Below are 25,917 nucleotides of genomic sequence, written 5' to 3'. Positions count from 1 at the left end.
GCATCGCCGATATTTGTCAAGCGTCGACAAGGACCATGCGGACAAAGCGGTGAGAAAACTGCACCGGAGGACGATTGACAGCCTGTTTGGCCGCTCATAAACTCATATGACCATCAACGAACTCGCCAGTGTCCCGGCGATATTTAGGGGATGGTCAAGGCGTGGCTTCAAAAGCTGAAAAAAGCTGAAGGGGAATGACATGACAAGGGCACTCAAGAGTTTGTTTCTGGCCGGCACGATGCTTGCCGTTTCGTTGGGATCGGCCGCCGCACAGTCCAAGGTTTCCGTGGCCGCCATCTCGGGATATTTCGCACAGGGCTTCGGCGTTTCGATCGTCAACGGCCTCAACAAGGCCAAGACCGATTTCGGCATCGACCTCAAGCTGGTCGACACCGGCAATCGTGCCCTCGACTATGAGGAGCAGTTCGAAAACCTCGCCAAGGGCAAGCAATACGACCTCATCTTCGTGATGGGCTGGGAGTTGGTGGACTCGTTGCAGAAGGTCAGCAAGGAATATCCCGACCAGCGCTTCGTGTTCATCGACGGCGTGCTCGACAATCCCAAGATGATCTACGCCAACTTCGCCGAGGAGCAGGGCTCGTTCGTCGCCGGCGCGCTGGCCGGCATGGTCGAGGCCAAGGGCAGTGAATTTCCCAAGATCGGCGACGGCAAGGCAATCGGTTTCGTCGGCGGCCGCGATATCCCGGTGATCCGCAACTTCCTCGGCGGCTACGAGCAGGGCGCAAAATATGCCGCGCCCGATGTGAAGGTGAATTCCGTGTTCGCCGGAACCTTCGACGACCCGGCCAAGGGCAGCGAACTTGCCCAGGCGCTTTACGGCCAGGGCTCCGACATCGTCTACAACGTTGCCGGCCCGACGGGTGAAGGCGTGATGCAGGCAAGTGCCGCCGCCGACAAATATTCGATCGGCGTCGATATCGACATGTGCGGCACGGCTCCCGGGAATGTGCTCGGCAGCATGTTGAAGCGGGGCGACATCGCGGTCTACACGCTGATCAAGGACGAAGTCGGGGGCCACAAGGTGACCGCCGGCACCCGCACGTTCGACCTCGCTTCGGGCGGTGTCGAGTTCAAGGTGTGCGACGATATTGCCCCCACGATCCCGGCCGACGTGACCGCCAAGCTGGACGACATCAAAAAGGGCATCGTCGACGGCAAGATCGCGATCACCAAGGCGAAATAGGCCAACACCAGCGCATCCCTCCCAAGAAAGCGCTACGCTGATCCGCCGCGGCTTGCCGCGACGGATCAGCGTCCAGTTTATGTGAGCCCCCAATCTGGGAGAGCATCGTGTCGAACGCGCCGGGGTCACCGCCCCTCCACAGCACCTCCGCGATGGCCGTCGAACTGGCTGCCATCACCAAGCGGTTTGGCGCCTTCATCGCCAATGACGGCATCGACCTGGTCGTACGCCGGGGCGAAATCCACGCCATCATCGGCGAGAACGGCGCCGGCAAGACGACGCTGATGAACATCCTGTTCGGCCTGCTCCAGCCGGACGAGGGCTCGATCCGGCTGAATGGCGAGACGACCGTGGTCGCCGATCCGGCCGCCGCGATCAAGGCCGGGCTCGGCATGGTGCACCAGCATTTCAAGCTGGTGCCTTCGCTCTCGGTCGCCGACAACGTCTTTCTCGGCATGGAAATCCGCCGTCATGGATTGATCGACCATGCCGCCCAGATCGAACGCACACGCGACCTGTCGAAGCGTTTCGGGCTGCATGTCGACCCGACGGAGCGCGTCGGACTGCTCTCGGTCGGCATCGAGCAGCGCATCGAAATCCTCAAGGTTCTGGTGCGCGGCGCCCGCACCATCATCCTCGACGAGCCGACCGCCGTGCTGACGCCGCAGGAGAGCCGTGAGCTGTTCCAGACACTGCGCAGTTTCGTGGCCGAAGGCATGACGGTGATCTTCATCTCGCACCATCTGGAAGAGGTGATGGAGGTGTCCGACACGGTGACGGTGCTGCGCAACGGCAGGAAGGTGGCGACCCGTCCGGCATCGGAACTCAGCAAGGACGAATTGGTGCGCATGATGGTCGGCCGCGAGGTCAGTTTCGACCGCCGGCCGCGCGCGGCGCTGCATGGCGGCGCCGTCCTCGAGGTCAAGGATCTGTGGGCGCGTGACGACCGCCGGCTGCCGGCTGTTCGCGGCGCCAGTTTCACCGTTCGCGCTGGCGAAGTGGTGGGAATCGCCGGCGTGGCCGGCAATGGGCAGACGGAGTTGGCGGAGGTGCTTTCCGGCCTGCGGCCGGCAAGCCATGGCGAGGCATGGCTGAAAGGCCGGGATCTCACCATGCTTTCCCCAGCCGCGATACGCGAGGCGGGCCTTGCCCATGTGCCGGGCGACCGCATGGTGCGCGGGGTCGATCGCAATGCGTCGATCGCGGCAAACACGCTGATGGGCCGCCAACATCGCGCACCGTGGAGCCGCGGCGGCGTGCTGGACTGGAAGGCGATCGCCGGGAATGCCGGAGAGCTGATCAAGAGCTTCGATATTCGCGCGCAAGGGTCGGGCGATCCCGTCAAGCGGCTGTCGGGCGGCAATATCCAGAAGGTCGTGCTGGCGCGCGAATTCACCAATGGTGCCGACTTCCTGCTGATCGATCAGCCGACGCGCGGCGTCGACATCGGCGCCCAGGAGGCCATCCATGACGAGATCATGCGCCAGCGCGCGGCCGGCCGTGCGATCCTGCTGATTTCCGTGCAGCTTGATGAGCTGGCGGCGCTTGCTGATCGCATCCTGGTGGTGTTCAACGGGCGGATCATGGGCGAAGTCGCCGGTGATGATGCCGACGAGGACCGTATCGGCATGATGATGGCGGGCGTGTCGCCTGAGCTGGAGCCCGCATGATGAATGACCGCTTGCGCGCCTTTTCCGGTCAGATCATCGCCATCGGCGTTGCCTTGCTGCTGGGAGCCATCATCATCCTCATGGTCGGCGAAAGCCCGGTCCGTGTCTTGATGACGCTGCTGCGCGGCGCCTTCGGCGACCAGGAGAAAATTGCCGGTACCTTGCTGCAGACGACACCGATCCTGATTTGTGGCGTCGCCGCCTGCATCGGGCTGCGCGGCGGCATGTTCAATGTCGGCATCGAGGGCCAGCTTTTCCTGGGCGGATTTGCCGCCGCCTGGGTCGGCTTCAGCTTTTCCCTGCCGGCGGGCATCCATACGCTGGCTGCGCTGGGGCTCGCGATCGTCGCGGGTGCCGCCTGGGTCGCCATCCCCGCCTATTTCCGCACCCGCTACAACACCAACGAAGTGGTCTCGACGATCCTGTCGAACTACATCGCCGTTCTGCTCACCTCCTATTTCACCATCTTCCTGTTCAAGCGGCCCGGCGGCTGGTCGGAGACACCGCCGATCCTGGCGACGGCCTATCTGCCTGAGATCTTTTCATTCTCGCGGCTGAACTGGGGACTGGCGATCGGCCTGCTGCTGGCGGTCGGCGTCGCGCTGGTCTTCCGCTACACCAGCTGGGGCTACGGCGTGACCATGGTCGGTTCGGCGCCGAAATTCGCCGAATATGGCGGCGTCAACGTGAAACGTCAGGGCTTCGTGGTCCTGCTGCTTTCGGGCGCCGTCGGCGGACTGGCCGGCGGCGTCGAGACGCTCGGCGTGCACCACCGGTTCATGGAAGGCTTTGCGCCTGGCTTCGGCTTCGACGGGCTGATCGCCGCCCTGCTCGCCAACGGCTCGCCGGTTGCCACCATCGTCACGGCGCTGTTCTTTGGCGCGCTGCGCAGCGGGTCGCTGCTGCTCGAGGTCGATACCAGCGCGTCACGCGAAATCATCACCGTGATCCAGGCGTTGATCATCCTCAGCGTATCGGCGCAGGTTCTGATCAAACGCCGCGGCGACAGCCAGGCGGGGGAGCGGCGATGGAAATTCTAGATAAACTCATCAACGTCGCGCTGATCGCGGCGACGCTGCGCACCACCGCGCCCATTCTCCTGGTCGCTCTTGGTGGGTCGTTCACCACCAAGGCCGGCATCTTCAACATCGGTCTAGAGGGGCAGATGCTGGCCGGCGCCTTCTTCGCCGTCATCGGCTCGATCTGGACGGGGTCGGCCTTCGCGGGTGTCGCCTGCGGTGTCGCCGCAGCACTTGCCTTCGCGCTCGCCTTTGCCGTTCTGGTGGTGACGTTGCGGGCCAATGAGGTGGTCGTCGGGCTGGCGCTCAACATTCTTGCCGGCGGCATGACGATCTCGCTGATGAAAGCGATTTTCGGCACGCGCGGATCGATCGTCGGTCACGGCATTGTCGGCCTGCCCAAGGTGCAGATACCCGGCGCGCAGGCGCTGCTCGGCTCATGGGCGCCGCTGATCTCGGGTTTCACGCCGATCGTCTATGTCGCGTTCATCGCGGTGCCGCTGCTGGTGCTGTTCTACAACCGCACCCGGCTCGGGCTCTATATCCGCGTCGTCGGCGAGAAGCCCGAGGCGGCCGAGGCGCTCGGCATCTCGATCACCCGTGTCCGCTACATCGCCTCGCTGCTGTGCGGATTGCTGGCGGGACTGGCCGGCGCGCATCTGTCGCTCGGCTACATCACCATGTTCACCGAGAACATGTCTTCGGGCCGCGGCTTCATGGCGGTGGCGATCCTGATCTTCTCCAACGGCGATCCGCTCAAGGTACTGGCCGGCTGCCTGCTGTTCGGCTTCGCCGACGCCTTTTCGCTGCGCCTGCAGACCTTTGGATTTCCGTCCTATCTGGTGCTGACCGTGCCCTACGTCGTGGCACTGACGGCGCTGTTCGCGCTGTCCTACCGGGCACGGCCAAAGATCATCAAGGAGACGCTGGCGTCGATGCAGAAACTCTTGTCGGCGGACAGGAACAGCGCCCCGCTCGACAACAATCCGCAATGAAGGAATTCTCATGGAACGCATAATCCTCGACGTGGATTCTGCCGGCGACGACATTCTGGCCGTGCTGTTTGCCGCGGCGAACCCGAATGTCCGGCTCGAAGGCGTGACCACCGTGACCGGCGCGGCAGGCCCGATCGAGCAGGTCACCAATGTCGTGCTCAACACGCTGACGCTTGCCGGGCGCGACGACATTCCGGTTCATGCCGGCGCCTGGCGGCCGATCGTCGGCAATGCCAAGGCCGACATGGAAGCGCCGGTCCATTTCGAGAAGCGGCTCGTTGCCCGCTTCGGCGACCGGCTGAAGAAGTTCAACCCTCCGGCGCCGACCCCGTCGCGCCAGGCGACGCCGGGACACGCCGTCGATTTCATCATCAATACCGTAATGGCCAATCCGGGCGAGATCACGCTGGTGACCACAGGCCCATTGACCAACGCGGCGATGGCGCTGCTGCAGGAGCCGCGCCTGACAGGCGCGCTGAAGCGACTCATGGTGCTGGGCGGCAACTTCCAGACGCCCGGCAACATCACGCCGCTGTCGGAATACAACATCTGGGCAGATCCTGAGGCCTCGCGCATCGTGCTCAACGCCGACGTCGACAAGATCCTGGTGCCGCTCGATATCTGCGAGGACAACCGCGTCGCGGCCTCGATGCTGACGCGCGACGACATCGCCGACATGCAGGCCGTGGCGCGGAAGAATGCCGTCCTGGAGATGATCACCGACAGCTTTCCGATCTACATCGATATCTGGCGCGAGTTCTTCGACCTCGTTGGCTTCCCGATGGATGACGTCATCACCGTGGCGCTGGCCTTCGATCCGGCCCTGGCCACGATGACCGAACCGCTCTTCGTCGACGTCGTACTGGACGGGCGCCTCGCGCGCGGACAGACGGTTGCCCATCGCGGCCGGCAGCTGCTGCCCGGCGGCGGACCGAAGACCACGCGCATCTGCACCGATCTCGACGGCCGCCGCTTCCTGAACATCTTCAAGCAAACCATCGCGCGCTACGAACGAGCGGCGTGAGGACCGACAAAATGACCATTGCAACTCCCATCCTGTTCGACTGCGATCCCGGCCATGACGACGCCATTGCGCTGGTCATGGCGCATCGCTCGCCGGCCATCGAACTCGTCGGCGTCACCACGACATGCGGCAATGCCGAGGTCGAGAAGACGACCGCCAACGCCTTGCGCATCCTGGAGTACATCGGCGCCGGCGACGTGCCTGTCGCTCAAGGGTGTCACCGTCCGCTGGCAAGGCCGCTGGTGCTCGGCACCGCCGACGGCCCGAGCGGCCTCGAAGGCTCGCCCTATCTGCCGCAGGCCACGATCAAGCCGGTCGACCGGCACGCCGTCGATTTCCTGGCCGACAAGCTTCGCGCCGCGCCCGAGCCGATCCTGGTCGTCGCCACCGGCCCGCTGACCAATATCGGCCTGATGATCCTCAAGCATCGCGACGTGCTGCCCAAGATCAAGGAACTGATCTGGATGGGCGGTGTCTTCTACCGCAAGAGCGAGATCATCACGCCGACGGAATTCAATGCCTTCTGCGACCCGGAGGCGCTGAAGATCGTGCTGGACAGCGGCGTACCGATCCTGATGGTCGGCCTCGACGTCACCATGCAGGTGCTGATCGAGGCGCCGCAATATGCCGAGCTTGCCACGATCGACACGCCGCTCGGCAAGCTCGTCAACGACTGGCTACTGTTCTACGAGAAGCTGCATCGCAACTCGATGGGCGTCGGCGGCGCCATGCACGACCCGTTGGCTCTGGCGCTCGCCATCGACCCGACACTGGTGCGCACGCGCCCGGCCCATATCGGCGTCGATCTGTCGGGCACCTATGCGTTCGGCGCGACAGTTGCCGATTTCTGGAGCGAGCGCGGTGAAAAAGACAATGCGCGTATCGCCTATGAGGTCGACGCCGACCGTTTCTTCAAGCTGATGTTCGACCTGCTGCGGGACTAGACTTCAGACTTCAGCATCCAACAATCTCTGGGCGTGCCATCTCAGATGGTCGTCCATGAATGTCGAAATGAAGAAATACGAGTGATCGTAGCCGTCCTGCATGCGCAGCGTCAGCCCAATACCGGCCTTGGCGCAGGCCGCTTCCAGGAGCCAGGGCCTCAGTCCGTCGTCGAGAAATCCATCCGATGTCCCTTGGTCAACGAAAAACTCGGGGAAGCGGTGGCCATCCTCGATGAGCAAGGTGGCATCGTGGCGCCGCCATGATTTCTCGTCGGAACCGAGATATTTTTCGAAGGCCGGCTTCGACCAGCCGGCGGTGCTGGGCTGCACGATCGGCGCGAAGGCCGAACAGCTCTTGAAGCGTTCGGGATTCTTCAGCGCGATGGTCAATGCGCCATGTCCACCCATCGAGTGGCCGAAGATCGCCTGACGCTTCATGTCGGCCGGAAATTCCGCTGCGATCAGCGCCGGCAATTCCTCGGTGACATAGGAATACATGCGATAATTCCTGGCATAGGGTTCCTGCGTGGCATCGAGATAGAAGCCGGCGCCGCTGCCAAATTGCCAATTGTCCTTCTCGTCGGGAATATCGGCGCCGCGGGGGCTGGTGTCGGGACAGACGACGATCAGGCCGAGCTCGGCGGCCATGCGCCTGTACTCTCCCTTGTCCATGACATTGGCGTGGGTGCAGGTGAGACCGGAGAGGTACCATACGACAGGGCAAGGTCCTTCACGGGCCTGCGGCGGCACGAAGACGGCAAACGTCATGTCGCAGGCGCAGACTTCCGAAACATGGGAATAGACGCCCTGCACGCCGCCATGCGACCTGGCAGCGGAGATGATCTCCATCCGATCCGACATGTGTTTCTTCTCCGCCAACGGAAAACGTGATTCACCGCCGCTTGTCTACGGCATCGGCTGGGACCACGGCAACCGTGACGGATTGGACATTTGGATTGCTGGCTACGTCCGATTGCTACCCCGGACGGCCAAGAGGTTCAGGCAGCGCCTGGAAGTCGCACCACCGCGCGCCTGACGAGGTTGGCGCGCGGGATATATTCCGGAGCACGCTACTCGGCGGCGATCCTGGCGCGCTGCCTGCCGAAGAGCGCCAGGCCGACATCGTCAACCGCAAGGCCGACGCGGGCCCGGATCGCTTCGGATGCCAGCACGCCGTCGACGAAATCCTTCTCCGAGGCGTAGACGGCCGTCGGCAGCGCAAAGGCTTCAAAGAAGCCGAACAGCGGCCGCAGCTGATGCTCGACGATCAGCGCATGGCGGTCGCCGCCGCCAGTCGCCGCCAATAGCACCGGCTTGCCCCTGAGGGCGGCCGGGTCGACGAGATCGAAGAAATGCTTGAACAGACCGGTATAGCTGCCCTTGTAGGTGGGCGAGCCGACCACCAGGACATCGGCGGCCAGGATCCGCTCGAGAATGGCGCGAGCCTGTCCATCCAGGTCGCGCGTCCCTTTGGCACCGCCAAGACTGGGACCGAGATCGACGATGTCATGGGTGCTGGCGGAGAGGCCGTATCGCCCGGCAATCTCCGTCACGATATGGTCCACGAAGCCACGGGTCTTGGAGGGCCGCGTGAAATTGCCGGAGAAGCCGACAATGGCCGGATTGGTCATGATGGACGCCTTGTTGTATGTTCGAGCCAGTGTGCCAGAATGTCCATAGTTTTTATAGACATTGGTATCGAACGAAAGGAATTGACGATCGCCGTAGGACGAAATCGGAGAAGATTTTTCTTCCCGGGACGCGCTGAAGAAGAAGCATGGCGGTGTCTGGCAGCGCGCGCATCAATCTGCTCGACGGGATTGCCTGCGGGGGCGAGCCCGGCCATGAAGCGGGCCGGCAGGCACGGAAGTGTATCGCCACGCTCTCATTCCTAAAAGACTGCCTCCCGAAATTGGCCGTCCGGGAGATGACTATCTCGCGACCCGCACAATGAGCTTGCCGAAATTCTTTCCTTCGAGAAGCCCCAGAAAAGCTTGTGGCGCATTCCCTATGCCGTCCACGATATCTTCCCGGTACCGCACAGGCCCGGACGCTATCCATTCGGCCATCTCGCGATAGAAGGCTGGGCGTTGATCGACAAATTCGCGCTGGATAAAGCCCCTTATCGTCAGGCTGCGATGCAGCACCTGCTGCATCAGCGCCGGAAGCCGGTCGGCGCCGGAATCCGCAGGGATGTTGTACTGCGCGATCAATCCGCAGACCGGAACACGCGCGAACTCGTTAAGCAGCGGAAACACCGCATCCCAGACCGGACCGCCGACATTCTCGAAGTAGACGTCGATGCCTCCGGGACAGGCAACCTTCAGTTGCTCGGCAAAATTATCGGCGCGATGATCGACAACCGCGTCGAAGCCGAGTTCCTGGCGCACGAAGGCACATTTTTCGGGGCCGCCGGCAATGCCGACCGCACGAGCCCCCTTGATGCGCGCGATCTGGCCGACGGCCGATCCGACCGCGCCGCTGGCGGCCGCCACGACCACGGTCTCGCCGGCCCTAGGCCGTCCTATGGTGAGCAGGCCGGCATAGGCGGTGAAGCCCGGCATGCCGAGCACCCCAAGCGCGGTGGTGACGGGCGCCGCCGCAGGATCAAGCTTGCGCAGGCCGACGCCGTCGGACACGGCAAAGCTCTGCCATCCCGAGTGGGACAGCACGATATCGCCCTCGGCGAAGCCGGCATGGCGGGATCTGACGACACGAGCCACCGTGCCGCCCTCCATCACGCCGTCGATCTCGACCGGCTTGGCATAGGACCTGGCGGCGTTCATGCGGCCGCGCATATATGGATCAAGTGACAGATAGAGGATCTGCAACAGCAGTTCGCCCTCCCCCGGCTCGCCGATGGCGACGGACTCGACGCGGAAATCGCTCCGCTTGGGCCGGCCTTGCGGCCGCGCCGCGAGCACGATGCGGGTGTTCGTCAGCGTCGACATTGCATAGCCCTCCCCGGATGATGTTCTACGCGAAGAACCTGTTGGGAGGCCGCTTCAGGCCGAGGTTCTCGCGCAGGGTCGATCCTTCATATTGCTGCCTGAATATGCCCCGCCGCTGCAGTTCAGGCACGACCTTGCCGACAAAATCATCAAGTCCGGCGGGCAGATAGGGAAACATGACGTTGAACCCGTCGGAGCCCTCGGCGACGAGCCATTCCTCCATGTCGTCGACGATGGTCCCTGGCGTGCCGACGAAGGCAAGGCCGGAATAGCCGCCCAGCCTTTGCGCGAGCTGCCTGACGGTGAGCTTCTCCTGGCGCGCCAGTTCGATGACGCGCTCGCGGCCGCTCCTGCTGGCGTTGGTTTCGGGAATGTCCGGCAAGGGCGCGTCCGGGTCGAAACCGGACGCATCATGCCCGAGCGCGATCGACAGCGAGGCGATGCCGCTTTCGTAATAGACGAGGCTGTCGAGCCTGGCTCGCTTGGCCTGTGCTTCCTCGGCGCTGTCGCCGACGATGACGAAGGCGCCGGGCAGGATCTTGATGTCGTCGCGCGAGCGGCCGAGTTTCTGCGCCCGGCCCTTGACGTCGGCAAAGAAACGCTGCCCGGCGGCGAGGTCGGCATGCGCGGCGAAGATGACCTCCGCCGTCTCGGCCGCCAGTTGCCGTCCGGCTTCCGACGCGCCGGCCTGGACAATGACGGGCCAGCCCTGCACCGGCCGAGCGATGTTGAGGGGGCCCCGCACCGAAAGATGCTCGCCCTTGTGATCCAGCACATGCAGCCTCGCCGGATCGAAATAGAGCCCGCTTTCAGGATCGCGGATGAAGGCGTCGTCGGCAAAGCTGTCCCACAGCCCCGTCACGACATCGTGGAACTCCCGCGCCCGCCGGTAGCGCTCATCATGCTCTACATGTTCGTCGAGACCGAAGTTCAGCGCCGCGTCGGGATTGGACGTGGTGACGATATTCCAGCCGGCGCGGCCGCCACTGATATGATCGAGCGAGGCGAAGCGGCGCGCGACATGATAGGGCGCATCGAAGGTCGTCGATGCCGTGGCGACCAGCCCGATATGATCGGTGACGGCGGCCAGCGCCGACAGCAGCGTGAACGGCTCGAACGACGTCACCGTATGGCTGCGCCGCAGCGCTTCGATCGGCATGTTGAGCACTGCCAGATGGTCGGCCATGAAGAAGGCATCGAACTTCGCCGCCTCAAGCGTCTGGGCGAAGCGCTTCAGATGGGCAAAGTTGAAATTGGCGTCCGGATAGGCGCCGGGATAACGCCAGGCGCCTGTGTGCAAACTGACCGGGCGCATGAACGCGCCGAGCCGCAGCTGCTTTTCATGTGTCATGGGCTGGGCATCCCGAGCGGCATTGAGTGATCGGTCGAAGTTCCGGCATGGCGGGATTGACCGCGATCCGCCGGAACTTCGGTTCAGTCGGCGACCTGCTATGCCGCCGTCGGATAGTCCGTATATCCCTTCGAACTGCCCCCGTAGAATGTATTGCTGTCGGGGGCGTTCAGCGCGATGCCTTGTTGTAATCTGCCTACGAGATCGGGATTGGCGATGAACAATTTTCCGAAAGCGACCAGATCGACACGCCCTGCCTCAACCGCGGCTTCCGCGAGTTCCCTGTCATAGCCATTGTTGACCAGCCAGGCGCCGGCGCCGCCCGCATCGCGGTAGGCCGCCTTGAAGGCGGCATAGTCGAACGGCCGCTCGCCTTGCTGGAAATCACGGGCCCCACCTGTCGCGCCTTCAATGACATGGACATAGGCCAATCCATGACGGCCGAGTTTCCTGGCCACGTATTCGAACAACGGCTGGGGTTCGGGATCGGAGGAGTCATTGGCCGGCGTCACCGGCGAGAGCCGAATGCCGGTCCGGCCGGCGCCGACTTCCCCGACGACCGCCTCCACCACCTCCAACAGGAAGCGGGCACGGTTCTCGATCGAACCGCCATAAGCATCGGTCCGATGATTGCTGCCCGAACGCAGGAACTGGTCAAGAAGATAGCCATTGGCCGCGTGGATCTCGACGCCGTCGAAACCGGCGACCTCGATCGCCGCTTTCGCCGCACGCCGGAAGTCTTGCACGATACCCTGGATCTCGCCTTCCTCCAGCGCCCGCGGCTCGGACGTCTCGGCAAAGCTGCCGCTGCCGTCGGCTGCGACCAGGAAGGTCTTCGACTTCGCGCGGATCGCCGACGGCGCCACTGGCTTGCCGCCTCCCGGCTGCAGCGATGTGTGGGAAATCCGACCCACATGCCAGAGCTGAACGACGATCTTGCCGCCTTCGGCGTGCACTGCGTCGGTGACCTTCTTCCACCCGGCGAGCTGTTCTGGCGCGTAAAGACCCGGCACGTTCGCATAGCCCTGGCCCTGATGAGTGATCGCGGTCGCTTCGGTCACGATCAGGCCCGCGGTGGCACGCTGGCGGTAATAGGTGACGGACAGATCCCCTGGAACCGCATTCGGCGAGCGATTGCGCGTCAGCGGCGCCATGACGATGCGGTTGGCGAGGGCGAGGTCGCCGGCCGCTATCGGGTCGAAAAGTGTGGTCATCGGAAGGCCTTTCATACTCAAGCAAATGCAGGTTCAGATATCGGAGAGCGAAGCGCGGAAAGCGGCGATCGTTTCGTCGTTCCGCTTGTAGAAGACCCATTGACCAAGGCGGCGTGTGGTCACCAGATCCGCCGATGAAAGCGTGGCGAGATGGGCCGACACGGTTGATTGCGACAGACCGCAACGTTCGAACTGCCCCGCGCAAACGCCCATGGCCAGTGGATGTTCCTGGCTCGTGAAATGCATTTCCGGCTCTTTCAACCAGTTCAACATTTGGCGCCGAACCGGATGGGCCAACGCCTTCAGGATGGCATCGTGATCCATGAATTCCCCGTATATCGCCAGTAGCCGATATTTATATCGCACTTATGCGATCCGTAAGGAACGACATTCTGTTTTTGGCGACCGATGCGAAACACTTGCCCTGGCGGCACAGCCTGCATGGCGGTTCAAAGGCGTTTGTTCGGAACCTGATCGGCCCGCGGCTGTTTTGCGTTCAGGCAAACACGGAGGCAGCCATGGCACGCGACAGGACCGAATATGAAACCGGCGCACGGAAGTATCCCGCCAGGACCGGCCCGGATCCGAGCGACGATTTCTCGCCCGATGCGGCGGGCAACAAGCCGCCGGCAGGCGGGATGGGGCTCACGCGACAGGCGGATCAGACAAATGAGAAAACACATCAGTCCGAAGGCCAGAACCCGCCTGGCAAGGCGACACCCAGCCCTGCAACCGAAAAGACATCCGGTGCGGGCCCGGCGATCTCCGAACGTTCGAAGGACGCGAAGTCTCCAAGAGCGGGCCGCCAACCCGGCGCCTATGTCAAGGACTGACACGGACGGGCGGCGGCACCTTTCGACAAGCTTTATGCGTCGCGCTGACCTTTCGGTTTGGCGCGCGAACTTTCTTCAGCCGAGGAGACAGCCATGGAGACGAAATCCCGGACCGCCGGCGAAGCCGCCAAGCAGCGCCATATCCAGCGCGGCATCGATGCCAGGGACAAATCGAAGCGCAACGGCAAGGCGGAGCACGCCATGCAGGCAGGCGCGCGCACCTATCCCGAGCCGCCCTTCCCCAAGCAACATCAGGCCAAACCCGGGCATGAAGCGGCGATCGAACCTGCCCCACTCTACGATGCTCCCTATTATCTCGGATCAAGGAAACTCGAGGAGAAGGTGGCTCTCATCACCGGCGGCGATTCCGGCATCGGTCGTGCGGTGGCGGTATTGTTCGCCCGCGAAGGCGCCGATATCGCGATCGTCTACCTGGCCGAGGACAGGGACGCCGAAGAGACGAAATCCGCCGTCGAAAAAGAAGGTCGACGCTGCATCCTGATCAAGGCCGACGTCAGCGAACGGCAGGATTGCCACGATGCCGTGGCGGCCACGGTCAAAACATTCGGCCGCATCGACGTGCTGGTCAACAACGCCGCTTTCCAGATCCATTCCAGCGACTTCAGCGACCTGACCGAAGAACATTTCGACACGACGCTGAAGACCAATCTCTATGGCTATTTCCATATGGCACAGGAAGCGGTGCCGCACATGAAGCCGGGCTCGGCGATCGTCAACACCGGTTCGGTTACCGGCATAGACGGCTCGAAGCAACTGGTCGACTATTCGATGACCAAGGGCGGCATCCATGCCTTCACGCGCGCGCTTTCGGGCAATCTCATCGCCAAGGGCATCAGAGTGAACGCGGTCGCGCCTGGCCCGGTGTGGACGCCACTCAATCCGTCCGACAAGCAAGCCGGCGACGTCTCGAAATTCGGCGCGGACACGCCGATGAAACGGCCGGCACAGCCGGAGGAACTGGCTCCGGCCTATGTGTTCATGGCCTCTCCGCACTGCTCGAGCTACATCACCGGCGAGATCCTGCCGATCGTCGGCGGCTACTGAGGTCATCGCAATGTATTTCATTGCCTTGGCGACCGATTATGACGGGACGCTCGCGCATGACGGGGCTGTCTCCGAGAAGACGCTCGCCGCGTTGGAGCGGTTCAAGAAAAGTGGCCGTAAACTGCTTCTGGTCACCGGACGCGAGCTGCCCGACCTCAAGCGCGTGTTTCCCGATGTCGGCCTGTTCGACAAGGTCGTCGCCGAGAACGGTGCCCTGATCTATACCCCGGCGAGCGAGGAGGAGCGGGTGATCTCGCTATCGCCGGAGCCCAAATTCGTCGCCAGACTGAAAAAGCAGGGGGTGAAGCCACTTTCGGTGGGACGTTCGATCGTCGCCACCTGGGAGCCACATCAGGCGACCGTGCTCGAAGTCATCAAGAAGATGGGGCTCGAGCTCGAAATCATCTTCAACAAGGGTGCGGTGATGATCCTGCCGAGCGGGGTCAACAAAGCCACCGGGCTGGCTGCCGCGCTCGAGGATCTTCGCCTGTCGCCGCACAATGTGGTGGGTATCGGCGACGCCGAGAACGATCATGCCTTCCTGCAGGCCTGCGGCTGCAGCGTTGCGGTCGACAATGCCATTCCCGCGGTCAAGAGCACCGCAACCCTGGTCACGCGCGGTGCACGCGGCAAAGGCGTCGAGGAACTGATCGCCAAGCTGATCAAGCGCGACCATGGGATCGTGCCGAGGCGTCATGACGGCATTGTTCTGGGATCGTCCGGTGGCGACGACATCTATCTGTCGCCGACCGACAGCGTGCTCATCGCCGGCAGTTCGGGCATCGGCAAATCCACCCTGGCCACCGCGCTGACGGAACGCTTCGTCGAGAACCGATTTCAGTTTTGCGTCTTCGACCCCGAGGGCGACTATGATGGCCTCGAGGGTGCGGTTCGGCTGGGGGACGGATCGAGCGCGCCGACAAAGGCGCAGGTGCTGGATCTGATCGCCAAGGCCGACAGCAATGTCGTCGTCAACGGGCTTTCGCTGCGTGTCAACGAACGGCCTGATTTCTTTGCCGACCTGCTGCCTGGCCTTGGCAGCTTCCGCCGCCGCACCGCGAGACCGCATTGGCTGGTCATCGACGAAGCGCACCATCTTCTTCCGAAGCGGCGCGACGATACGCGCTCCGTGCTCTCCCTGGAACTGCCGGGAACAATCCTGATCACCGTCCATCCCGAAGCGATTTCGACCGACGCCCTGCGCCTGGTTACGGCCGTTATCGCCCTTGGACCGACGGCGAAGGACGTGGTGAAGGCCTTCTGCCGCGAGACCGGCATCGAGCCACCGAAGGACATTCCCACGCCCAAGGGCGACCGGGTTCTTTTCTGGCGGCCGCAGGTGCGCAAAAAACTCACGACGGTCAAGGTGATCGAACCTCGCCAGTCTCTCAAGCGCCACAGCCGCAAATATGCCGAGGGCCAACTCGATGAGACCGGCAGCTTCTATTTCCGCGGTCCCGACGATGCAATGAACCTGAGGGCCCATAATCTGATGATCTTTGCCCAGATGGCCGAAGGCATAGACGACAAGACCTGGGAGTTCCATCTGCGCGCGGGCGACTATTCGAAATGGTTCCGCCACCAGATCAGGGACAAGGACCTCGCCCGCGAAACCGCCGAGGCGGAAAAGGACAGGAAGCTTTCGGCGGAAGAGAGCCGCAAACGGGTGCTCGATGCCGTACGGCGGCGCTACACCGCACCAGCGACGGCGCCCGAGGAGTAGCAGCCAGGCCGCGGTCATGGGCGATGCCGGGAACGGCGGTTCGCCGACCGCGTTGGAACCCGGGCGCCGGCCTAACGTTCAACCTCCAGCGAGAAGGAGTAGCGATCATGCCACGAGGCGAGAAATCCAAATACACCGACAAGCAGGAACGCAAGGCCGACCATATCGCCGAAGGCTATGAGAAGCGTGGCGTCTCCGACAAGGAAGCCGAGCGCCGCGCATGGGCAACGGTCAACAAGGACGATGGTGGCGGCAAGAAGGAAGGCGGCTCCGGGCGTGGCAAGCACACGGGCCATCCGGCAGCGCACAAGGGCGGCAAGAGCGGCGGAAAGGCGTCGGCTTCCCGATCGGCCGCGAGCCGGTCCGAATCGGCAAAGAAGGCGGCGGCGACGCGCAAGAGGAATGCCGAACACCACGCCCACTGAACGGCTCAATGAAGGACAGGTTTGCCCTCCCCCTGGACACGCCTCCCATGGAGGCCAAGGCCGCCGATGCCCTCCCGGAAGGCGAAGGCCTTTGGCAATACGAGCCCAAATGGGACGGGTTTCGCTGCCTCGCCTTCAAAGGCGACAGGGATGTCGACCTGCGCGCGAAATCCGGCAAACCTCTCGGCCGTTACTTCCCGGAGCTCGTCGCCATGCTGCAGCAGGTCGAGGCCCGCAACTTCGTTGTCGATGGCGAAATCGTCATCGAACTCGAAGGCCAGCTTTCTTTCGACGCACTGCAGATGCGGCTTCACCCGGCCGAAAGCCGTATCCGCAAGCTGAGCGTGCAAACGCCGGCGCGGCTGATCCTGTTCGACATGCCGGTTGCGCCGGACGGGACGATCCTGCTTGACGAACCGTTGTCGAGCCGCCGCCGGGCGGTCGAAGGCTTCGTTCGGGATAGCGCCAAACCCGGCTTGCGGCTCTCGCCCAGCGCGACCGATCCGGCGGCCGCCAGGCGCTGGCTGGAAGGGGCCGGCCACGGCCCCACCGATGGCGTCGTCGCCAAATTGCTGGCCGACCCCTACCGGCCTGGCGAACGCGCGATGGTCAAGGTCAAACGGTTGCGTACGGCCGACTGCGTGGTTGGCGGATTTCGCTATCTGGCCGGCAGCAAGGAGGTCGGCTCGCTCCTGCTCGGCCTCTACGAGGAGAGCGGCAAACTCGACCATGTCGGCTTTACCTCGACCATCGGCAGGGACGACCGGGCCGGCGTCACCCGAAAGCTGGAAAAGCTGCGTGGCGGACCTGGCTTCACCGGCAAGGCGCCAGGCGGACCGAGCCGCTGGAGCACGCAGCGCAGCGGCGAATGGGAGCCACTGCGGCCGGAACTGGTGGTCGAGGTTCGCTTCGATCACGTCACCGGCGACAGGTTCCGGCATGGCACCAAATTGTTGCGCTGGCGGCCGGACAAGGCGCCGCGCCAGTGCACCATGCGGCAGATCCAGTGAGGGAGTTCGCCCCGCGGCGGCGCGTGGGCCGAGCCGGAGGCAGCCTCTTTGCGAGACGGCTGGAACAACCGTCCCGATAGCAAGTTGAGTCCCAGCTACACCGATGGTGGGCTTCACGACAATTGGAGATGACAATTATGGCGACTGCGAAGAAAGCGGCAACGAAGGGCCTTGAAGCCTTGTTCCTCGACGGGCTGAAGGACATTTACTATGCCGAGAAGAAAATCCTGAAGGCGCTGCCGAAAATGGCAAAGGGCGCCGAATCCGAGGACCTTGCGGCGGCGTTCGAGAAACATCTGGCGGAGACCGAGGGCCAGGTCGATCGCCTCGAACAGGTCTTCGAGCTTCTCGACAAGCCGGCCCGGGGCAAGACCTGCCCCGCCATCGACGGCATCCTCGAGGAGGGTTCGGAAATCCTCGAGGAATATAAGGGCGCCCCCGCGCTGGACGCCGGGCTGGTTGGGGCGGCGCAGGCCGTCGAACACTACGAGATCGCGCGCTACGGCACGCTGATCGCCTGGGCCGAACAGCTCGGCAAGGGCGACGTGGTCAACCTCCTCAACGCGACCCTCGAGGAGGAGATGGCGACCGACGAGGCCCTTTCCAGCCTTGGCGAGGGCGGCGTCAACGAGCGTGCCCTGGAACAGGCCGCCTAGGTGGCAAGTTTGTGCCCCGGGCGCCAGGCGACCGGGGCAACTCCTCAGGATTTCGGAGAACGACGATGGACCCCCGCAAAATAGAGCAACCGGCGGTGCAGGCCGAAGACCCCGGCGAAACCGAAGGTCCCGCCATGGGGCAGCAGGACTGGGACGCGCTCGCAGGGGCGAAAATCCTTCCCGACAATGCGGCGGTGGAAGACGGGGCCGAGGAGGAAGGCGACTTGCCCGAGGAAGACGACGACAACCCCTACCAGGAAAGCGACGAGGCATTGCCCGACGATGTCGAGGAGGCGGTCATTTCACGCGATCCTTCGAGGGAAGGCGGCCGCTTCGACGAAGAGTGACCCCAACGACGTGCGCAATCCGGTCAGCCGGCGGCATGCATCGGGGGCTCTTCATTCTCGTCGGGATTGGGTAGCGGCGCCTCGTCGGGCAATCGGTCCGGCTCCGGTTCGCCGATCGGCTCGGGCTTCCAATTGGGAGCCGGCATGGGCACATCGCGGTTGGGATCGGGTTCTCTCGGATGGGACATCAAAATCCTTTTCTCTCGGTTTGCTGGCCGGCAGTGAACCGGGCGGCTTTCGATGAGTGGTGTGACATGCAGAACCCATCCCGATTGCTCGGGACGGGCTCGGTGCCATCAAGCTCTGGCTAGCGATTCTTGTGACTTTGCTGGCCAGCCTTCACATGCTGTTCATGGGTCCCGCCGCGCGTGCCCGACCCGTCACCTTGCTGGCGTTGGCTGCCGCCCGCCGCCTGCTGCTGACGGTTCTTGTCGTCCATGTTCTTATGGCTCTGCTGGCCTGCTTTCACATGCTGCTCATGGCTTCCACCTTGATTGGGCATTCTTGATCTCCTTTGGAGTTTTGAACGAGGCGACAACCGCCTCGATTGTCAAAGCTACTGGCGGCCCGGGCGTTCCCTCACGTAATATTTCGTGACTGCCGCCGCCGATCATGGAGAGTCGTCGGGAACAAGATTTCCGTCTCGAAGCTGGCAGCTTCTGTCGAAGCGCATGCGTCAATCCCGTAGTGCCAGGCCAGTTGGATGGCGGCCAGTCTTCAGCTGGGGATCATACCGGCGCAGGAATTTGCGCAGCGGCAACTCGAACAGGATGTACATCCGCCAAGCGAAAAGAACTGATGTTGCGGTGCCGATCACGATGATGAGGTCGGCAGGAATCGGAAAAACGGTCCACACCATCAAAAGCAGCGTTATCGGCAGAGTGTGGATCAGATAAAGCATATAGGAGGCATCACCGAGAACCGTCCATGCGCTCGGCTGTGCGTCGATCTGCATCGTGCCGAAGACGATCATCGCCGCCGGGAGACCGTAGACCAGCACGCGCTGGAACCCGTTATCGCCGGCAAGAAACTCCATCGTCCCCCCTTGCGGCGCCATCCCGATGAATCCCACAGCGATCATCGCCGCGGCGCCGATCGGCAGGCACCACACCGCCGGTCTCCACTTGGGTGCATAGGCGAGAGCGATGCCAAAGCCGAACTCGATGATCAGCGGGTTGCCAAGAAACTGCAGCACCGGACCCGCCGAGCGAAACATCATTGCGAGGCCGAAGATACCGAGGAGACCCCAAAGCAGCCGCCGGTCGACGAGAACCATGGTTGCGGCGGCGTAGAACAGCATTTCGAAGCACAGCGTCCAGGCCGCGGGCAATGCTGGCGCGGTCATTTGATCCGTAGCGGGCCACAGCAGGAGTGTCGCCACCGCGTCCCGCCAGCCGAAGCCGGTTTTGTAGGCGACGATCGCATAGGGGATGCTGATCAGCAGGTAGAGCGGAACGATGCGCCGGAACCGTCTCCAGGCGAAGGATCGCCAGGTCAGGCCAGGTGCCGTCCTGGCAATAATCACCCCGGATATGACAAAGAAAATGTCTACGCCCGCGAAGCCGACCACCTGCAAATCGTGAGGTAACAGGCCATTGGATCCGGTGGCAGTAACGGCGGTCTGGGCCGCGTGGACATATACGACCATCAGCGCGGCGACGAAGCGAAGTACTTGCAAGGACCAGATCAAGGGCGAGTCCTGACTATCGGCCGCCAGAGTCTGGTATCGCCCCACCAAGGAACCTCGGCAAGATCATTGGGACGCGCCTGATGTAATCGTCGTACTCTGGGAAGGTTTTCTGAAGGATAGACTCTTCGTTTCTCGCGCGTCTATACTGCAAAAGGAACTGAAACGCACCAAGTGCCACCATCAGCATCGAAAAATGCGAAAGGATCATCCCGAGAACGAATACCCCCTCACAGATGTAAAGCGGATGCCGGACAATCGAATACGGGCCAGTGGTAACCAGGCGACGAGCTGTCGCCATGACAGAGAAGGAACGACCCAGCCAATAAAGACAGAAAATCGAACTGGCCGTACCGACGAGGACCAAGCAAAGAGCCGTCACTTGAGCGGCCTCATTTTGCAATGCCGGCGTCAGGCTCAATGCGAGCAGGATCATAAATGTTCCAGCTACCGAGGTTACTCTCGGTTCAATGCCCTGCGCAGTTCCCTTTGGCGGAAGGCGGGCGATTGTCATCACAAGCTGCAACAACAGAAAAGCCGTTGAAGCCAGTTGAGTAACGGTTGCGAGCGAAATTACTGAGACATCCTGACGAAAATAGAGGAACAGAGGTGTCGCGCTGGACGTCGCCAAAACCGTCATGGCAAAGATGATGGCAATTCGGCCAAGAAAATCCTCGTTCAACATTTTCATCCCTCCCTAAGCAGTCATTGAAACATCACTTCCGCGCTCCGACAAGAAGATGGTTTCCAAAGAGTTAACGGCTATGCCGTCTCAACTTTTGATGCTCGTGAATGCGGCTGGATGGCCCGCGCTTCGTACAGCAGAGCAGACTGTCGCCGTTCAGTTAAGCTGATTCAGGATTCCGGAACTGCTCGCCAATACCACACTTTCATAGATCACGAGGGCTGTCGTGCAGATCGCCGCGACCGAGATCGGCACGCCAAACGGCACAACGCCTTTGCGATCGAGATGCTGGACGTAGATGCGGAAGGCGCCCGCGGGCAGCAGGAATGGATTTTTCATTGCTCCTGCGGTGACGAGGGCGAAAACCAGGAGCAGCACGGAAAAAACGACGAGGTCTTCGCCGCCAGTCAGAAAAGGGACGACCGCCATCAGCTTGACGTCGCCGGCGCCGATCTTGCGCAAGACCCAGAACGGGAACAAGGCTACAAACAGCACGAGGCCGGCAGCCGCGCTCAAGCCCATGTCCAACCAGGATCCGGATCGGAGCACAAGCAGCAACAGGGACCCCACTCCCAGGCAGAGCAGCAGCAGCACATCGCGATTGGCAATCCTCTGCGTCGTGAAGTCGAGCCACGCAATCCTGGCGAGCAGCGGGATGGCGAGGGCCTTCAACAGCAGCGCTTCGACGAGCAGCATGCTAGCGCTCGATGTTCTGCACGCTCGACGACAGCAGCTTCAGATTGTTGGCTACGGTCGGATCGTTTGGTGCCAGCTCATAAGCCTTGAGGAAATTGCCGCGCGCGTCCTGCAGCTTGCCGCGCAGCAGATCGGAATAGCCGACATTGTTGTAGTATTCGGGCGACGGCCCCATCAGCTTGAAGGCGCGGCCATAGGCACGGTCGGCGAGGTCGAAGCGGTGGATCCGGTCGCACGAAGCGGCCAGTCCCATCCAGGCGCCGCCGTCATTGGGGGCGAGTTGCGTCGCCTTGAAGAACAGCGCGCCGGCGTTGCCATAGTTTTCCGCGCGGAACTGGTTCTTGGCTTCGGCCACGGCCTGGTCCGATGCGTAATATTCGACGTCGCTGACCGTCTTCAATCCGTCGAACGCATCGCCAAAGGACGTCACATCGCCTTTCGAGGGTTCATTGGTGCGCACGACACCGCCAGTGGTGTCGGCGCCGTTTGTCTGGCAGCCGGCAAGGGCTGCCATCAAGAGACTGGCAGCGACGACGGTTGCGAGGCGCATTGGCCCTGTCATTTTATCCCCCAGAGTCCGGCGACTCTATTTTAGAATCAAAGCATAGAACCGTTTAGAAGAAAATGCCCTTCATGCGGATGATCACCGGCAACATGATCACCATCATGACCACCGGGAAGATGCATAATCCCAACGGGATCATCATTTTGACAGGCAGGGCGTTGGCCTTCTCCTCAGCGCTCAGAATTCTTTGTCCGCGCATCTCGTCGCTATAGACGCGCAGCGCATCCGTCAGACTGGTGCCGAGTTCTTCCGACTGCCGGAACAGCACGGCCAGGGAGCGCGCCTCTTCCAGCCCGATGCGGTCCGCTAGTTCACGCAGCGCCTCCCGCAACGGTTTGCCGGCCCGCAACTGCAGGTTCATGATTGCAAGCTGGATACCCAGCCATTTGTGGGTGCCGGCCAGCTCGGCGCCGACACGCTCGACCGCCGCCTCCAGGCTCATGCCGGCGTCGGCACAGGTGATCATCATGTCCATGAAATCGGGGAATCCGCGACGATAGATCTGTTTTTGGGCATTCTCGAAGCGGTCGAGCAGGATAGCGGGAATCACGATGCAGGCCAGTCCGAACAACGCGGAACCGGCAAAGGCCATGAAAGCGGGGAGTTGGGGCGGGAGTACCCGGACAAGGAGCGCATAGGCAGCCAAAAAACCGATACAGACCGCGGCCAGTCGCGACAAGGTGTAGATGAGCGGAGCAATGGGTTGATAAAACCCGGCGCGAAAAAGCTTAGCCTCAAGCGCATTCGGCTCATTGCGTTCCTTCTCCATCGATCGAAAGTAGGCATCAACCGGACGCTGTGCCGAGATTTTGAGCAACTGTTCCTGCCCCGCGAGCGAGCGGCGGTCGACGATGCCTTCCGACGTCAGGCTCTGGGCAACCAGCTTGCGTGTCTGCAACGCCGGCAAGAAGACAAGCGCGCCGAACAGAAACAGCGACGCAGCCGCCACGAACACCGCGGTGGAAACCAGGAAACTCAGTCCCTGAATATTCGATAGCAGGTTTATGGCTCGCTCCTGTCAGAAATCGAAATTGACCATGCGATACATGATGAAGTCACCCAGCAGCGCCCATGTTCCGAAGATCAAGAACACCGGCGTGATCAGAGAGTCGTGCCATATCTCGCCGTAATATGCCGGCGCTGCGAGCTGGAGAATCAGAAACATTACGAGGGGAAAGAGCGAGATGATCCACGCGGACACCCGGCCCTCGGACGAAAGCGCCCTGATCTTCATTCTGAGTTTCTGACGTTCGCGCAGAACCGACGAAAGATTGGCCAGGATCTCGGTCAGGTTACCGCCCGTTTTCGATTGGATCGACAGCGACACCGACAGCAGATGGAGGCCTTCGAAGCCTACGCGCTGGGAAAGCTTCCGCACCGCCTGTTCGATACTCAGTCCGAAGGTGATTTCGTCGGAGACGATGCCGAATTCGGTGCCGATCGGATCGGGCATTTCGCGCGCGACCAGACCTATGGCCACCGTTGCCGGGTGCCCCGCCCGCAGCGAACGCACGATCATGTCGAGTGCATTGGGGAGCTGTTTCGCGAATTTCTGGATCCGTTTCCTGCGCGCACGACGCAGAAGCAGAAGTGGCAGGACAAACCCCGTCACCAGAAAAATCAGGACGCAAGGCAATACGGAAAAACGCAGAAGGAATGAGAACAGCAGCGCGATTGCAAGGGCTGAGACCAGGAACATCGCGGCGAAAGTCAGCGGGTTTCCGGTAATGCCGGATTGGGTGTAGAGCCTGTTCAAGCCGACCATTCCGAAAAGAAAATCACCGGTATCCGTCAGGCCGCGTTCGCGCAGCAATCCCTGCAAGGTCCTTTCGGCCGGGACCTCATCGGACAATCGCTTCAGCCGCCGGTTGATCATGCCGGCACGGGATCGGCGATCGGCGAGGGACAGATAAAGCGCCTCGCCGGCGAGAATGACGGCCGCGGCCGCGAGCGTGTAAATAAAGTAGAGCAAGGTCTGGCCGGTGGGCATTAGAGCGCAACCTGGGGATTGAAGGCGTCCTTGGCGAAATGGTGCCCGAGAGTCGCCGCTTCCGGGGCAAAACGTGGGCGAACGCCGGTAGCGCGAAATTCCCCGACGATCTGACCGTCAACCGTCACCTCGCGACGCACGAAGGTGTAGATCTCCTGCATCTGGACGACATTTCCTTCCATACCGGTAATCTCCGATATCGATGTCACGCGCCGGCCGCCGTCGGACAGGCGCTGTGTCTGCACGATGACGTCGATGGCGGACGCAATCTGCGCCCTGATGGACTCATGCGTCATCGGCATTCCCGCCATGCCGACCATCTGCTCAAGCCGCGAGATCGCATCGCGCGGCGTGTTGGCATGGATGGTGGTCATCGAGCCCTCGTGGCCGGTGTTCATGGCCTGCAGCATGTCGAAGGCCTCTTCGCCGCGAACCTCGCCGACGATGATACGGTCGGGACGCATGCGGAGCGCGTTCTTGACCAGCTCGCGCTGGCGAACCTCTCCCTTTCCTTCCACACTGGGCGGGCGTGTCTCCAGCCGGCCGACATGAGGCTGCTGCAGCTGCAGTTCCGCCGCGTCCTCGATGGTGATCAGGCGCTCCCTGGACGGGATGTAGCTCGACAGCGCGTTGAGCAAAGTCGTCTTGCCGCTGCCCGTCCCTCCCGAAACGAGGATCGACTTGCGCGCCTGCACGGCGATCCGCAGCAGATCGACCATTGGCGGACGGATCGAGTTGAGCGCCACCAGGCGTTCGAGCGAATAGGGATTCTTGGAGAACTTCCGGATCGACACCAACGGGCCGTCGACCGAGATTGGCCGCACCGCGATGTTGACACGGGAGCCATCTTCCAACCGGGCATCCACCATCGGCGAGGATTCATCGACGCGCCGGCCGATGGCTGAAACGATCTTGTTGATGACCCGCAGCAGATGCGCCTCGTCACGAAACCGGATGGCCGTCTCTTCAACCAGGCCACGCCGCTCGATGAAGACGCGTTTGTGGGTGTTGATCAGGATATCGGTGATCGTGTCATCCTTGAGCAACGGTTCGATCGGGCCGAGTCCCAGCATCTCGTCGGCAGTCTCGCTGGTAATTTGATCAAGCTCGCGAGCGTTCAGCGGCACACTGTGGGTGCGCACGAACTCGCGCACGATCGGGCGGATCTCGTTCAGAATCTCGTCCTTGGACGCAGTTTCGAGCGCGGATAGATTGAACCTGTCAATCAAATGGCGATGCAGTTCGACTTTCAGCGTCAGGAAGTCGTCGCCATGGGGTTCTATATCAACAACTGGAGAAACAGCCGGAACGATGGGCAGTACAGTCAGCGGCTCGGCCTTTGTCGCGGCCTGCTGCTCGCTTGGTCCCTTGATAAACCGCCCCAGCATAATCCCTTATACCCCTCCAGCGCATATTAGCGGAAACTAAACGTTAACCAAGCGACGCACAAGCGCCGGGGCGCCTCACACGCGGGCAATACTTTCAACATAGTTAAGAAGCGCACCTGAAAAATATCGTTTTTATTTATGGTCCTCGCGCCGCCAAACATGAGTGACCGACTAAGCTTTAGAGCCTCCTGTGCCCTTGCGTGCCCCGACATCGGAATCCGATCCATATCTGGCTATAACCCCTTAGATATAAAGGAGTATGCCATATCTCTAAAGTAGTCGTCGCTTAATTAGGCTCAGCGCATAATTGTGAACGAATGGTTAAGGACGCTTGAAAAATTAGACGAATCAAGCTCTTGCTCAAATCCAAAGCCGCGTTCAACTCGCAAGTTCATGTATTGGGAAGTTAAGGAACCGTTAATCCCGTTTGACTCCGCAATTTCTCGGGACCTAGGATCGAGATGACGGGGGATGC

At 62.0% G+C, this 25,917-nt stretch carries 28 protein-coding genes; 13 read left to right on the top strand and 15 right to left on the bottom strand.

Annotation, left to right across the window (positions count from 1 at the left end; all coding sequences use genetic code 11):
- Nucleotides 1-199 precede the first annotated feature (199 nt).
- The 6 genes from EN824_RS16440 (at nt 200) to EN824_RS16415 (ending at nt 6,856) form a co-directional block, all read left to right on the top strand.
- Nucleotides 200-1,204, top strand: a complete 1,005-nt coding sequence (locus EN824_RS16440) for a BMP family ABC transporter substrate-binding protein (protein WP_127870480.1) — start codon at nt 200-202, stop codon at nt 1,202-1,204.
- Between the two features lie 104 nt (nt 1,205-1,308).
- Nucleotides 1,309-2,874, top strand: a complete 1,566-nt coding sequence (locus EN824_RS16435; protein ID WP_135932521.1) for an ABC transporter ATP-binding protein — start codon at nt 1,309-1,311, stop codon at nt 2,872-2,874.
- Nucleotides 2,871-3,914, top strand: coding sequence for an ABC transporter permease (locus EN824_RS16430; RefSeq protein WP_245520997.1), 1,044 nt, complete (start codon nt 2,871-2,873; stop codon nt 3,912-3,914). The genes EN824_RS16435 and EN824_RS16430 overlap by 4 nt, the downstream gene beginning before the upstream one ends.
- Nucleotides 3,902-4,888: an ABC transporter permease gene (locus tag EN824_RS16425; protein ID WP_135932520.1), complete on the top strand. Its 987-nt coding sequence runs from the start codon at nt 3,902-3,904 to the stop codon at nt 4,886-4,888. Before EN824_RS16430 ends, EN824_RS16425 begins: the two co-directional genes overlap by 13 nt.
- A gap of 10 nt (nt 4,889-4,898) precedes the next feature.
- Entirely contained in the window at nt 4,899-5,912 is a 1,014-nt protein-coding gene (locus EN824_RS16420; protein ID WP_135881743.1) for a nucleoside hydrolase, read from the top strand.
- Nucleotides 5,913-5,923: 11 nt separating this feature from the next.
- The gene (locus tag EN824_RS16415) at nt 5,924-6,856 is read left to right on the top strand and encodes a nucleoside hydrolase (protein ID WP_135932519.1); all 933 of its coding nucleotides are present in this window, start codon (nt 5,924-5,926) and stop codon (nt 6,854-6,856) included.
- Nucleotides 6,857-6,859: 3 nt separating this feature from the next.
- Here the strand turns inward: EN824_RS16415 and fghA are convergent, their stop codons facing one another.
- The 6 genes from fghA to EN824_RS16385 all read right to left on the bottom strand — a co-directional run bounded on the left by fghA (nt 6,860) and on the right by EN824_RS16385 (nt 12,696).
- On the bottom strand, nt 6,860-7,717 hold the full coding sequence (fghA, locus tag EN824_RS16410; protein WP_189522185.1) for an S-formylglutathione hydrolase: 858 nt from the start codon (nt 7,715-7,717) through the stop codon (nt 6,860-6,862).
- Nucleotides 7,718-7,926: 209 nt separating this feature from the next.
- The gene (msuE, locus tag EN824_RS16405) at nt 7,927-8,487 is read right to left on the bottom strand and encodes an FMN reductase (RefSeq protein WP_135864998.1); all 561 of its coding nucleotides are present in this window, start codon (nt 8,485-8,487) and stop codon (nt 7,927-7,929) included.
- Nucleotides 8,488-8,787: 300 nt separating this feature from the next.
- The gene (locus EN824_RS16400; protein WP_135932518.1) at nt 8,788-9,807 is read right to left on the bottom strand and encodes an NADP-dependent oxidoreductase; all 1,020 of its coding nucleotides are present in this window, start codon (nt 9,805-9,807) and stop codon (nt 8,788-8,790) included.
- A 25-nt stretch (nt 9,808-9,832) separates the two neighbouring features.
- On the bottom strand, nt 9,833-11,158 hold the full coding sequence (locus EN824_RS16395) for an LLM class flavin-dependent oxidoreductase (protein WP_135932517.1): 1,326 nt from the start codon (nt 11,156-11,158) through the stop codon (nt 9,833-9,835).
- Nucleotides 11,159-11,256: 98 nt separating this feature from the next.
- On the bottom strand, nt 11,257-12,372 hold the full coding sequence (locus tag EN824_RS16390; RefSeq protein ID WP_135932516.1) for an alkene reductase: 1,116 nt from the start codon (nt 12,370-12,372) through the stop codon (nt 11,257-11,259).
- Between the two features lie 33 nt (nt 12,373-12,405).
- The gene (locus EN824_RS16385) at nt 12,406-12,696 is read right to left on the bottom strand and encodes a metalloregulator ArsR/SmtB family transcription factor (RefSeq protein ID WP_135932515.1); all 291 of its coding nucleotides are present in this window, start codon (nt 12,694-12,696) and stop codon (nt 12,406-12,408) included.
- Between the two features lie 74 nt (nt 12,697-12,770).
- Here EN824_RS16385 and EN824_RS16380 point away from each other — a divergent pair, with 74 nt between their 5' ends.
- The 7 genes from EN824_RS16380 to EN824_RS16350 all read left to right on the top strand — a co-directional run bounded on the left by EN824_RS16380 (nt 12,771) and on the right by EN824_RS16350 (nt 18,431).
- Entirely contained in the window at nt 12,771-13,205 is a 435-nt protein-coding gene (locus EN824_RS16380; protein ID WP_245520996.1) for a hypothetical protein, read from the top strand.
- A gap of 93 nt (nt 13,206-13,298) precedes the next feature.
- Entirely contained in the window at nt 13,299-14,270 is a 972-nt protein-coding gene (locus EN824_RS16375) for an SDR family oxidoreductase (protein WP_135932514.1), read from the top strand.
- Nucleotides 14,271-14,280: 10 nt separating this feature from the next.
- Nucleotides 14,281-15,993: an HAD family hydrolase gene (locus tag EN824_RS16370; RefSeq protein WP_135932513.1), complete on the top strand. Its 1,713-nt coding sequence runs from the start codon at nt 14,281-14,283 to the stop codon at nt 15,991-15,993.
- A 107-nt stretch (nt 15,994-16,100) separates the two neighbouring features.
- Nucleotides 16,101-16,418, top strand: a complete 318-nt coding sequence (locus EN824_RS16365; protein WP_023771230.1) for a hypothetical protein — start codon at nt 16,101-16,103, stop codon at nt 16,416-16,418.
- An 8-nt stretch (nt 16,419-16,426) separates the two neighbouring features.
- On the top strand, nt 16,427-17,428 hold the full coding sequence (locus EN824_RS16360; protein WP_135932512.1) for an ATP-dependent DNA ligase: 1,002 nt from the start codon (nt 16,427-16,429) through the stop codon (nt 17,426-17,428).
- A 137-nt stretch (nt 17,429-17,565) separates the two neighbouring features.
- Entirely contained in the window at nt 17,566-18,084 is a 519-nt protein-coding gene (locus EN824_RS16355) for a ferritin-like domain-containing protein (protein WP_127281179.1), read from the top strand.
- A gap of 65 nt (nt 18,085-18,149) precedes the next feature.
- A complete protein-coding gene (locus EN824_RS16350) occupies nt 18,150-18,431 on the top strand; it encodes a hypothetical protein (RefSeq protein ID WP_135932511.1) in 282 nt (93 codons plus the stop codon).
- 23 nt (nt 18,432-18,454) lie between these two features.
- On the opposite strand, the gene EN824_RS16345 is transcribed toward EN824_RS16350, so the two are convergent.
- From EN824_RS16345 to EN824_RS16305, 9 genes are all read right to left on the bottom strand, one after another.
- Nucleotides 18,455-18,619 (bottom strand): hypothetical protein, encoded by a 165-nt coding sequence (locus EN824_RS16345; protein ID WP_135932510.1) that lies wholly within the window; start codon nt 18,617-18,619, stop codon nt 18,455-18,457.
- 119 nt (nt 18,620-18,738) lie between these two features.
- On the bottom strand, nt 18,739-18,933 hold the full coding sequence (locus tag EN824_RS16340) for a hypothetical protein (protein ID WP_127870469.1): 195 nt from the start codon (nt 18,931-18,933) through the stop codon (nt 18,739-18,741).
- 174 nt (nt 18,934-19,107) lie between these two features.
- On the bottom strand, nt 19,108-20,121 hold the full coding sequence (locus EN824_RS16335) for an acyltransferase (RefSeq protein ID WP_135932509.1): 1,014 nt from the start codon (nt 20,119-20,121) through the stop codon (nt 19,108-19,110).
- A gap of 13 nt (nt 20,122-20,134) precedes the next feature.
- Nucleotides 20,135-20,803: an isoprenylcysteine carboxylmethyltransferase family protein gene (locus tag EN824_RS16330; RefSeq protein ID WP_135932508.1), complete on the bottom strand. Its 669-nt coding sequence runs from the start codon at nt 20,801-20,803 to the stop codon at nt 20,135-20,137.
- Nucleotides 20,804-20,959: 156 nt separating this feature from the next.
- Nucleotides 20,960-21,499 carry a prepilin peptidase gene (locus EN824_RS16325; RefSeq protein WP_135932507.1) on the bottom strand — a complete coding sequence of 180 codons (540 nt, stop codon included), beginning with the start codon at nt 21,497-21,499 and terminating at the stop codon, nt 20,960-20,962.
- 1 nt (nt 21,500) lies between these two features.
- The gene (locus EN824_RS16320) at nt 21,501-22,061 is read right to left on the bottom strand and encodes a tetratricopeptide repeat protein (RefSeq protein WP_167531359.1); all 561 of its coding nucleotides are present in this window, start codon (nt 22,059-22,061) and stop codon (nt 21,501-21,503) included.
- 52 nt (nt 22,062-22,113) lie between these two features.
- Nucleotides 22,114-23,064: a type II secretion system F family protein gene (locus EN824_RS16315; protein ID WP_135932506.1), complete on the bottom strand. Its 951-nt coding sequence runs from the start codon at nt 23,062-23,064 to the stop codon at nt 22,114-22,116.
- 18 nt (nt 23,065-23,082) lie between these two features.
- Nucleotides 23,083-23,886 (bottom strand): type II secretion system F family protein, encoded by an 804-nt coding sequence (locus EN824_RS16310; RefSeq protein ID WP_245520995.1) that lies wholly within the window; start codon nt 23,884-23,886, stop codon nt 23,083-23,085.
- A 167-nt stretch (nt 23,887-24,053) separates the two neighbouring features.
- Complete coding sequence (locus tag EN824_RS16305) at nt 24,054-25,442, bottom strand: CpaF family protein (RefSeq protein ID WP_135932504.1); 1,389 nt, start codon at nt 25,440-25,442, stop codon at nt 24,054-24,056.
- Nucleotides 25,443-25,917 lie beyond the last annotated feature (475 nt).

Source organism: Mesorhizobium sp. M8A.F.Ca.ET.181.01.1.1 (genome assembly GCF_004792025.1).
In the GTDB taxonomy this organism is placed as follows: Bacteria; Pseudomonadota; Alphaproteobacteria; order Rhizobiales; family Rhizobiaceae; genus Mesorhizobium.
This window is presented reverse-complemented; position numbering and strand designations above follow the sequence as displayed.

Coding starts and splice junctions, on each gene's coding strand:
- EN824_RS16440 (WP_127870480.1), top strand. CDS start 200: ATGACAAGGGCACTCAAGAGTTTGTTTCTGGCCGGCACGATGCTTGCC.
- EN824_RS16430 (WP_245520997.1), top strand. CDS start 2,871: ATGATGAATGACCGCTTGCGCGCCTTTTCCGGTCAGATCATCGCCATC.
- EN824_RS16425 (WP_135932520.1), top strand. CDS start 3,902: ATGGAAATTCTAGATAAACTCATCAACGTCGCGCTGATCGCGGCGACG.
- EN824_RS16420 (WP_135881743.1), top strand. CDS start 4,899: ATGGAACGCATAATCCTCGACGTGGATTCTGCCGGCGACGACATTCTG.
- EN824_RS16415 (WP_135932519.1), top strand. CDS start 5,924: ATGACCATTGCAACTCCCATCCTGTTCGACTGCGATCCCGGCCATGAC.
- fghA (WP_189522185.1), bottom strand. CDS start 7,717: ATGTCGGATCGGATGGAGATCATCTCCGCTGCCAGGTCGCATGGCGGC.
- msuE (WP_135864998.1), bottom strand. CDS start 8,487: ATGACCAATCCGGCCATTGTCGGCTTCTCCGGCAATTTCACGCGGCCC.
- EN824_RS16400 (WP_135932518.1), bottom strand. CDS start 9,807: ATGTCGACGCTGACGAACACCCGCATCGTGCTCGCGGCGCGGCCGCAA.
- EN824_RS16395 (WP_135932517.1), bottom strand. CDS start 11,158: ATGACACATGAAAAGCAGCTGCGGCTCGGCGCGTTCATGCGCCCGGTC.
- EN824_RS16390 (WP_135932516.1), bottom strand. CDS start 12,372: ATGACCACACTTTTCGACCCGATAGCGGCCGGCGACCTCGCCCTCGCC.
- EN824_RS16385 (WP_135932515.1), bottom strand. CDS start 12,696: ATGGATCACGATGCCATCCTGAAGGCGTTGGCCCATCCGGTTCGGCGC.
- EN824_RS16375 (WP_135932514.1), top strand. CDS start 13,299: ATGGAGACGAAATCCCGGACCGCCGGCGAAGCCGCCAAGCAGCGCCAT.
- EN824_RS16370 (WP_135932513.1), top strand. CDS start 14,281: ATGTATTTCATTGCCTTGGCGACCGATTATGACGGGACGCTCGCGCAT.
- EN824_RS16365 (WP_023771230.1), top strand. CDS start 16,101: ATGCCACGAGGCGAGAAATCCAAATACACCGACAAGCAGGAACGCAAG.
- EN824_RS16360 (WP_135932512.1), top strand. CDS start 16,427: ATGAAGGACAGGTTTGCCCTCCCCCTGGACACGCCTCCCATGGAGGCC.
- EN824_RS16355 (WP_127281179.1), top strand. CDS start 17,566: ATGGCGACTGCGAAGAAAGCGGCAACGAAGGGCCTTGAAGCCTTGTTC.
- EN824_RS16350 (WP_135932511.1), top strand. CDS start 18,150: ATGGACCCCCGCAAAATAGAGCAACCGGCGGTGCAGGCCGAAGACCCC.
- EN824_RS16345 (WP_135932510.1), bottom strand. CDS start 18,619: ATGTCCCATCCGAGAGAACCCGATCCCAACCGCGATGTGCCCATGCCG.
- EN824_RS16340 (WP_127870469.1), bottom strand. CDS start 18,933: ATGCCCAATCAAGGTGGAAGCCATGAGCAGCATGTGAAAGCAGGCCAG.
- EN824_RS16330 (WP_135932508.1), bottom strand. CDS start 20,803: ATGTTGAACGAGGATTTTCTTGGCCGAATTGCCATCATCTTTGCCATG.
- EN824_RS16325 (WP_135932507.1), bottom strand. CDS start 21,499: ATGCTGCTCGTCGAAGCGCTGCTGTTGAAGGCCCTCGCCATCCCGCTG.
- EN824_RS16320 (WP_167531359.1), bottom strand. CDS start 22,061: ATGACAGGGCCAATGCGCCTCGCAACCGTCGTCGCTGCCAGTCTCTTG.
- EN824_RS16305 (WP_135932504.1), bottom strand. CDS start 25,442: ATGCTGGGGCGGTTTATCAAGGGACCAAGCGAGCAGCAGGCCGCGACA.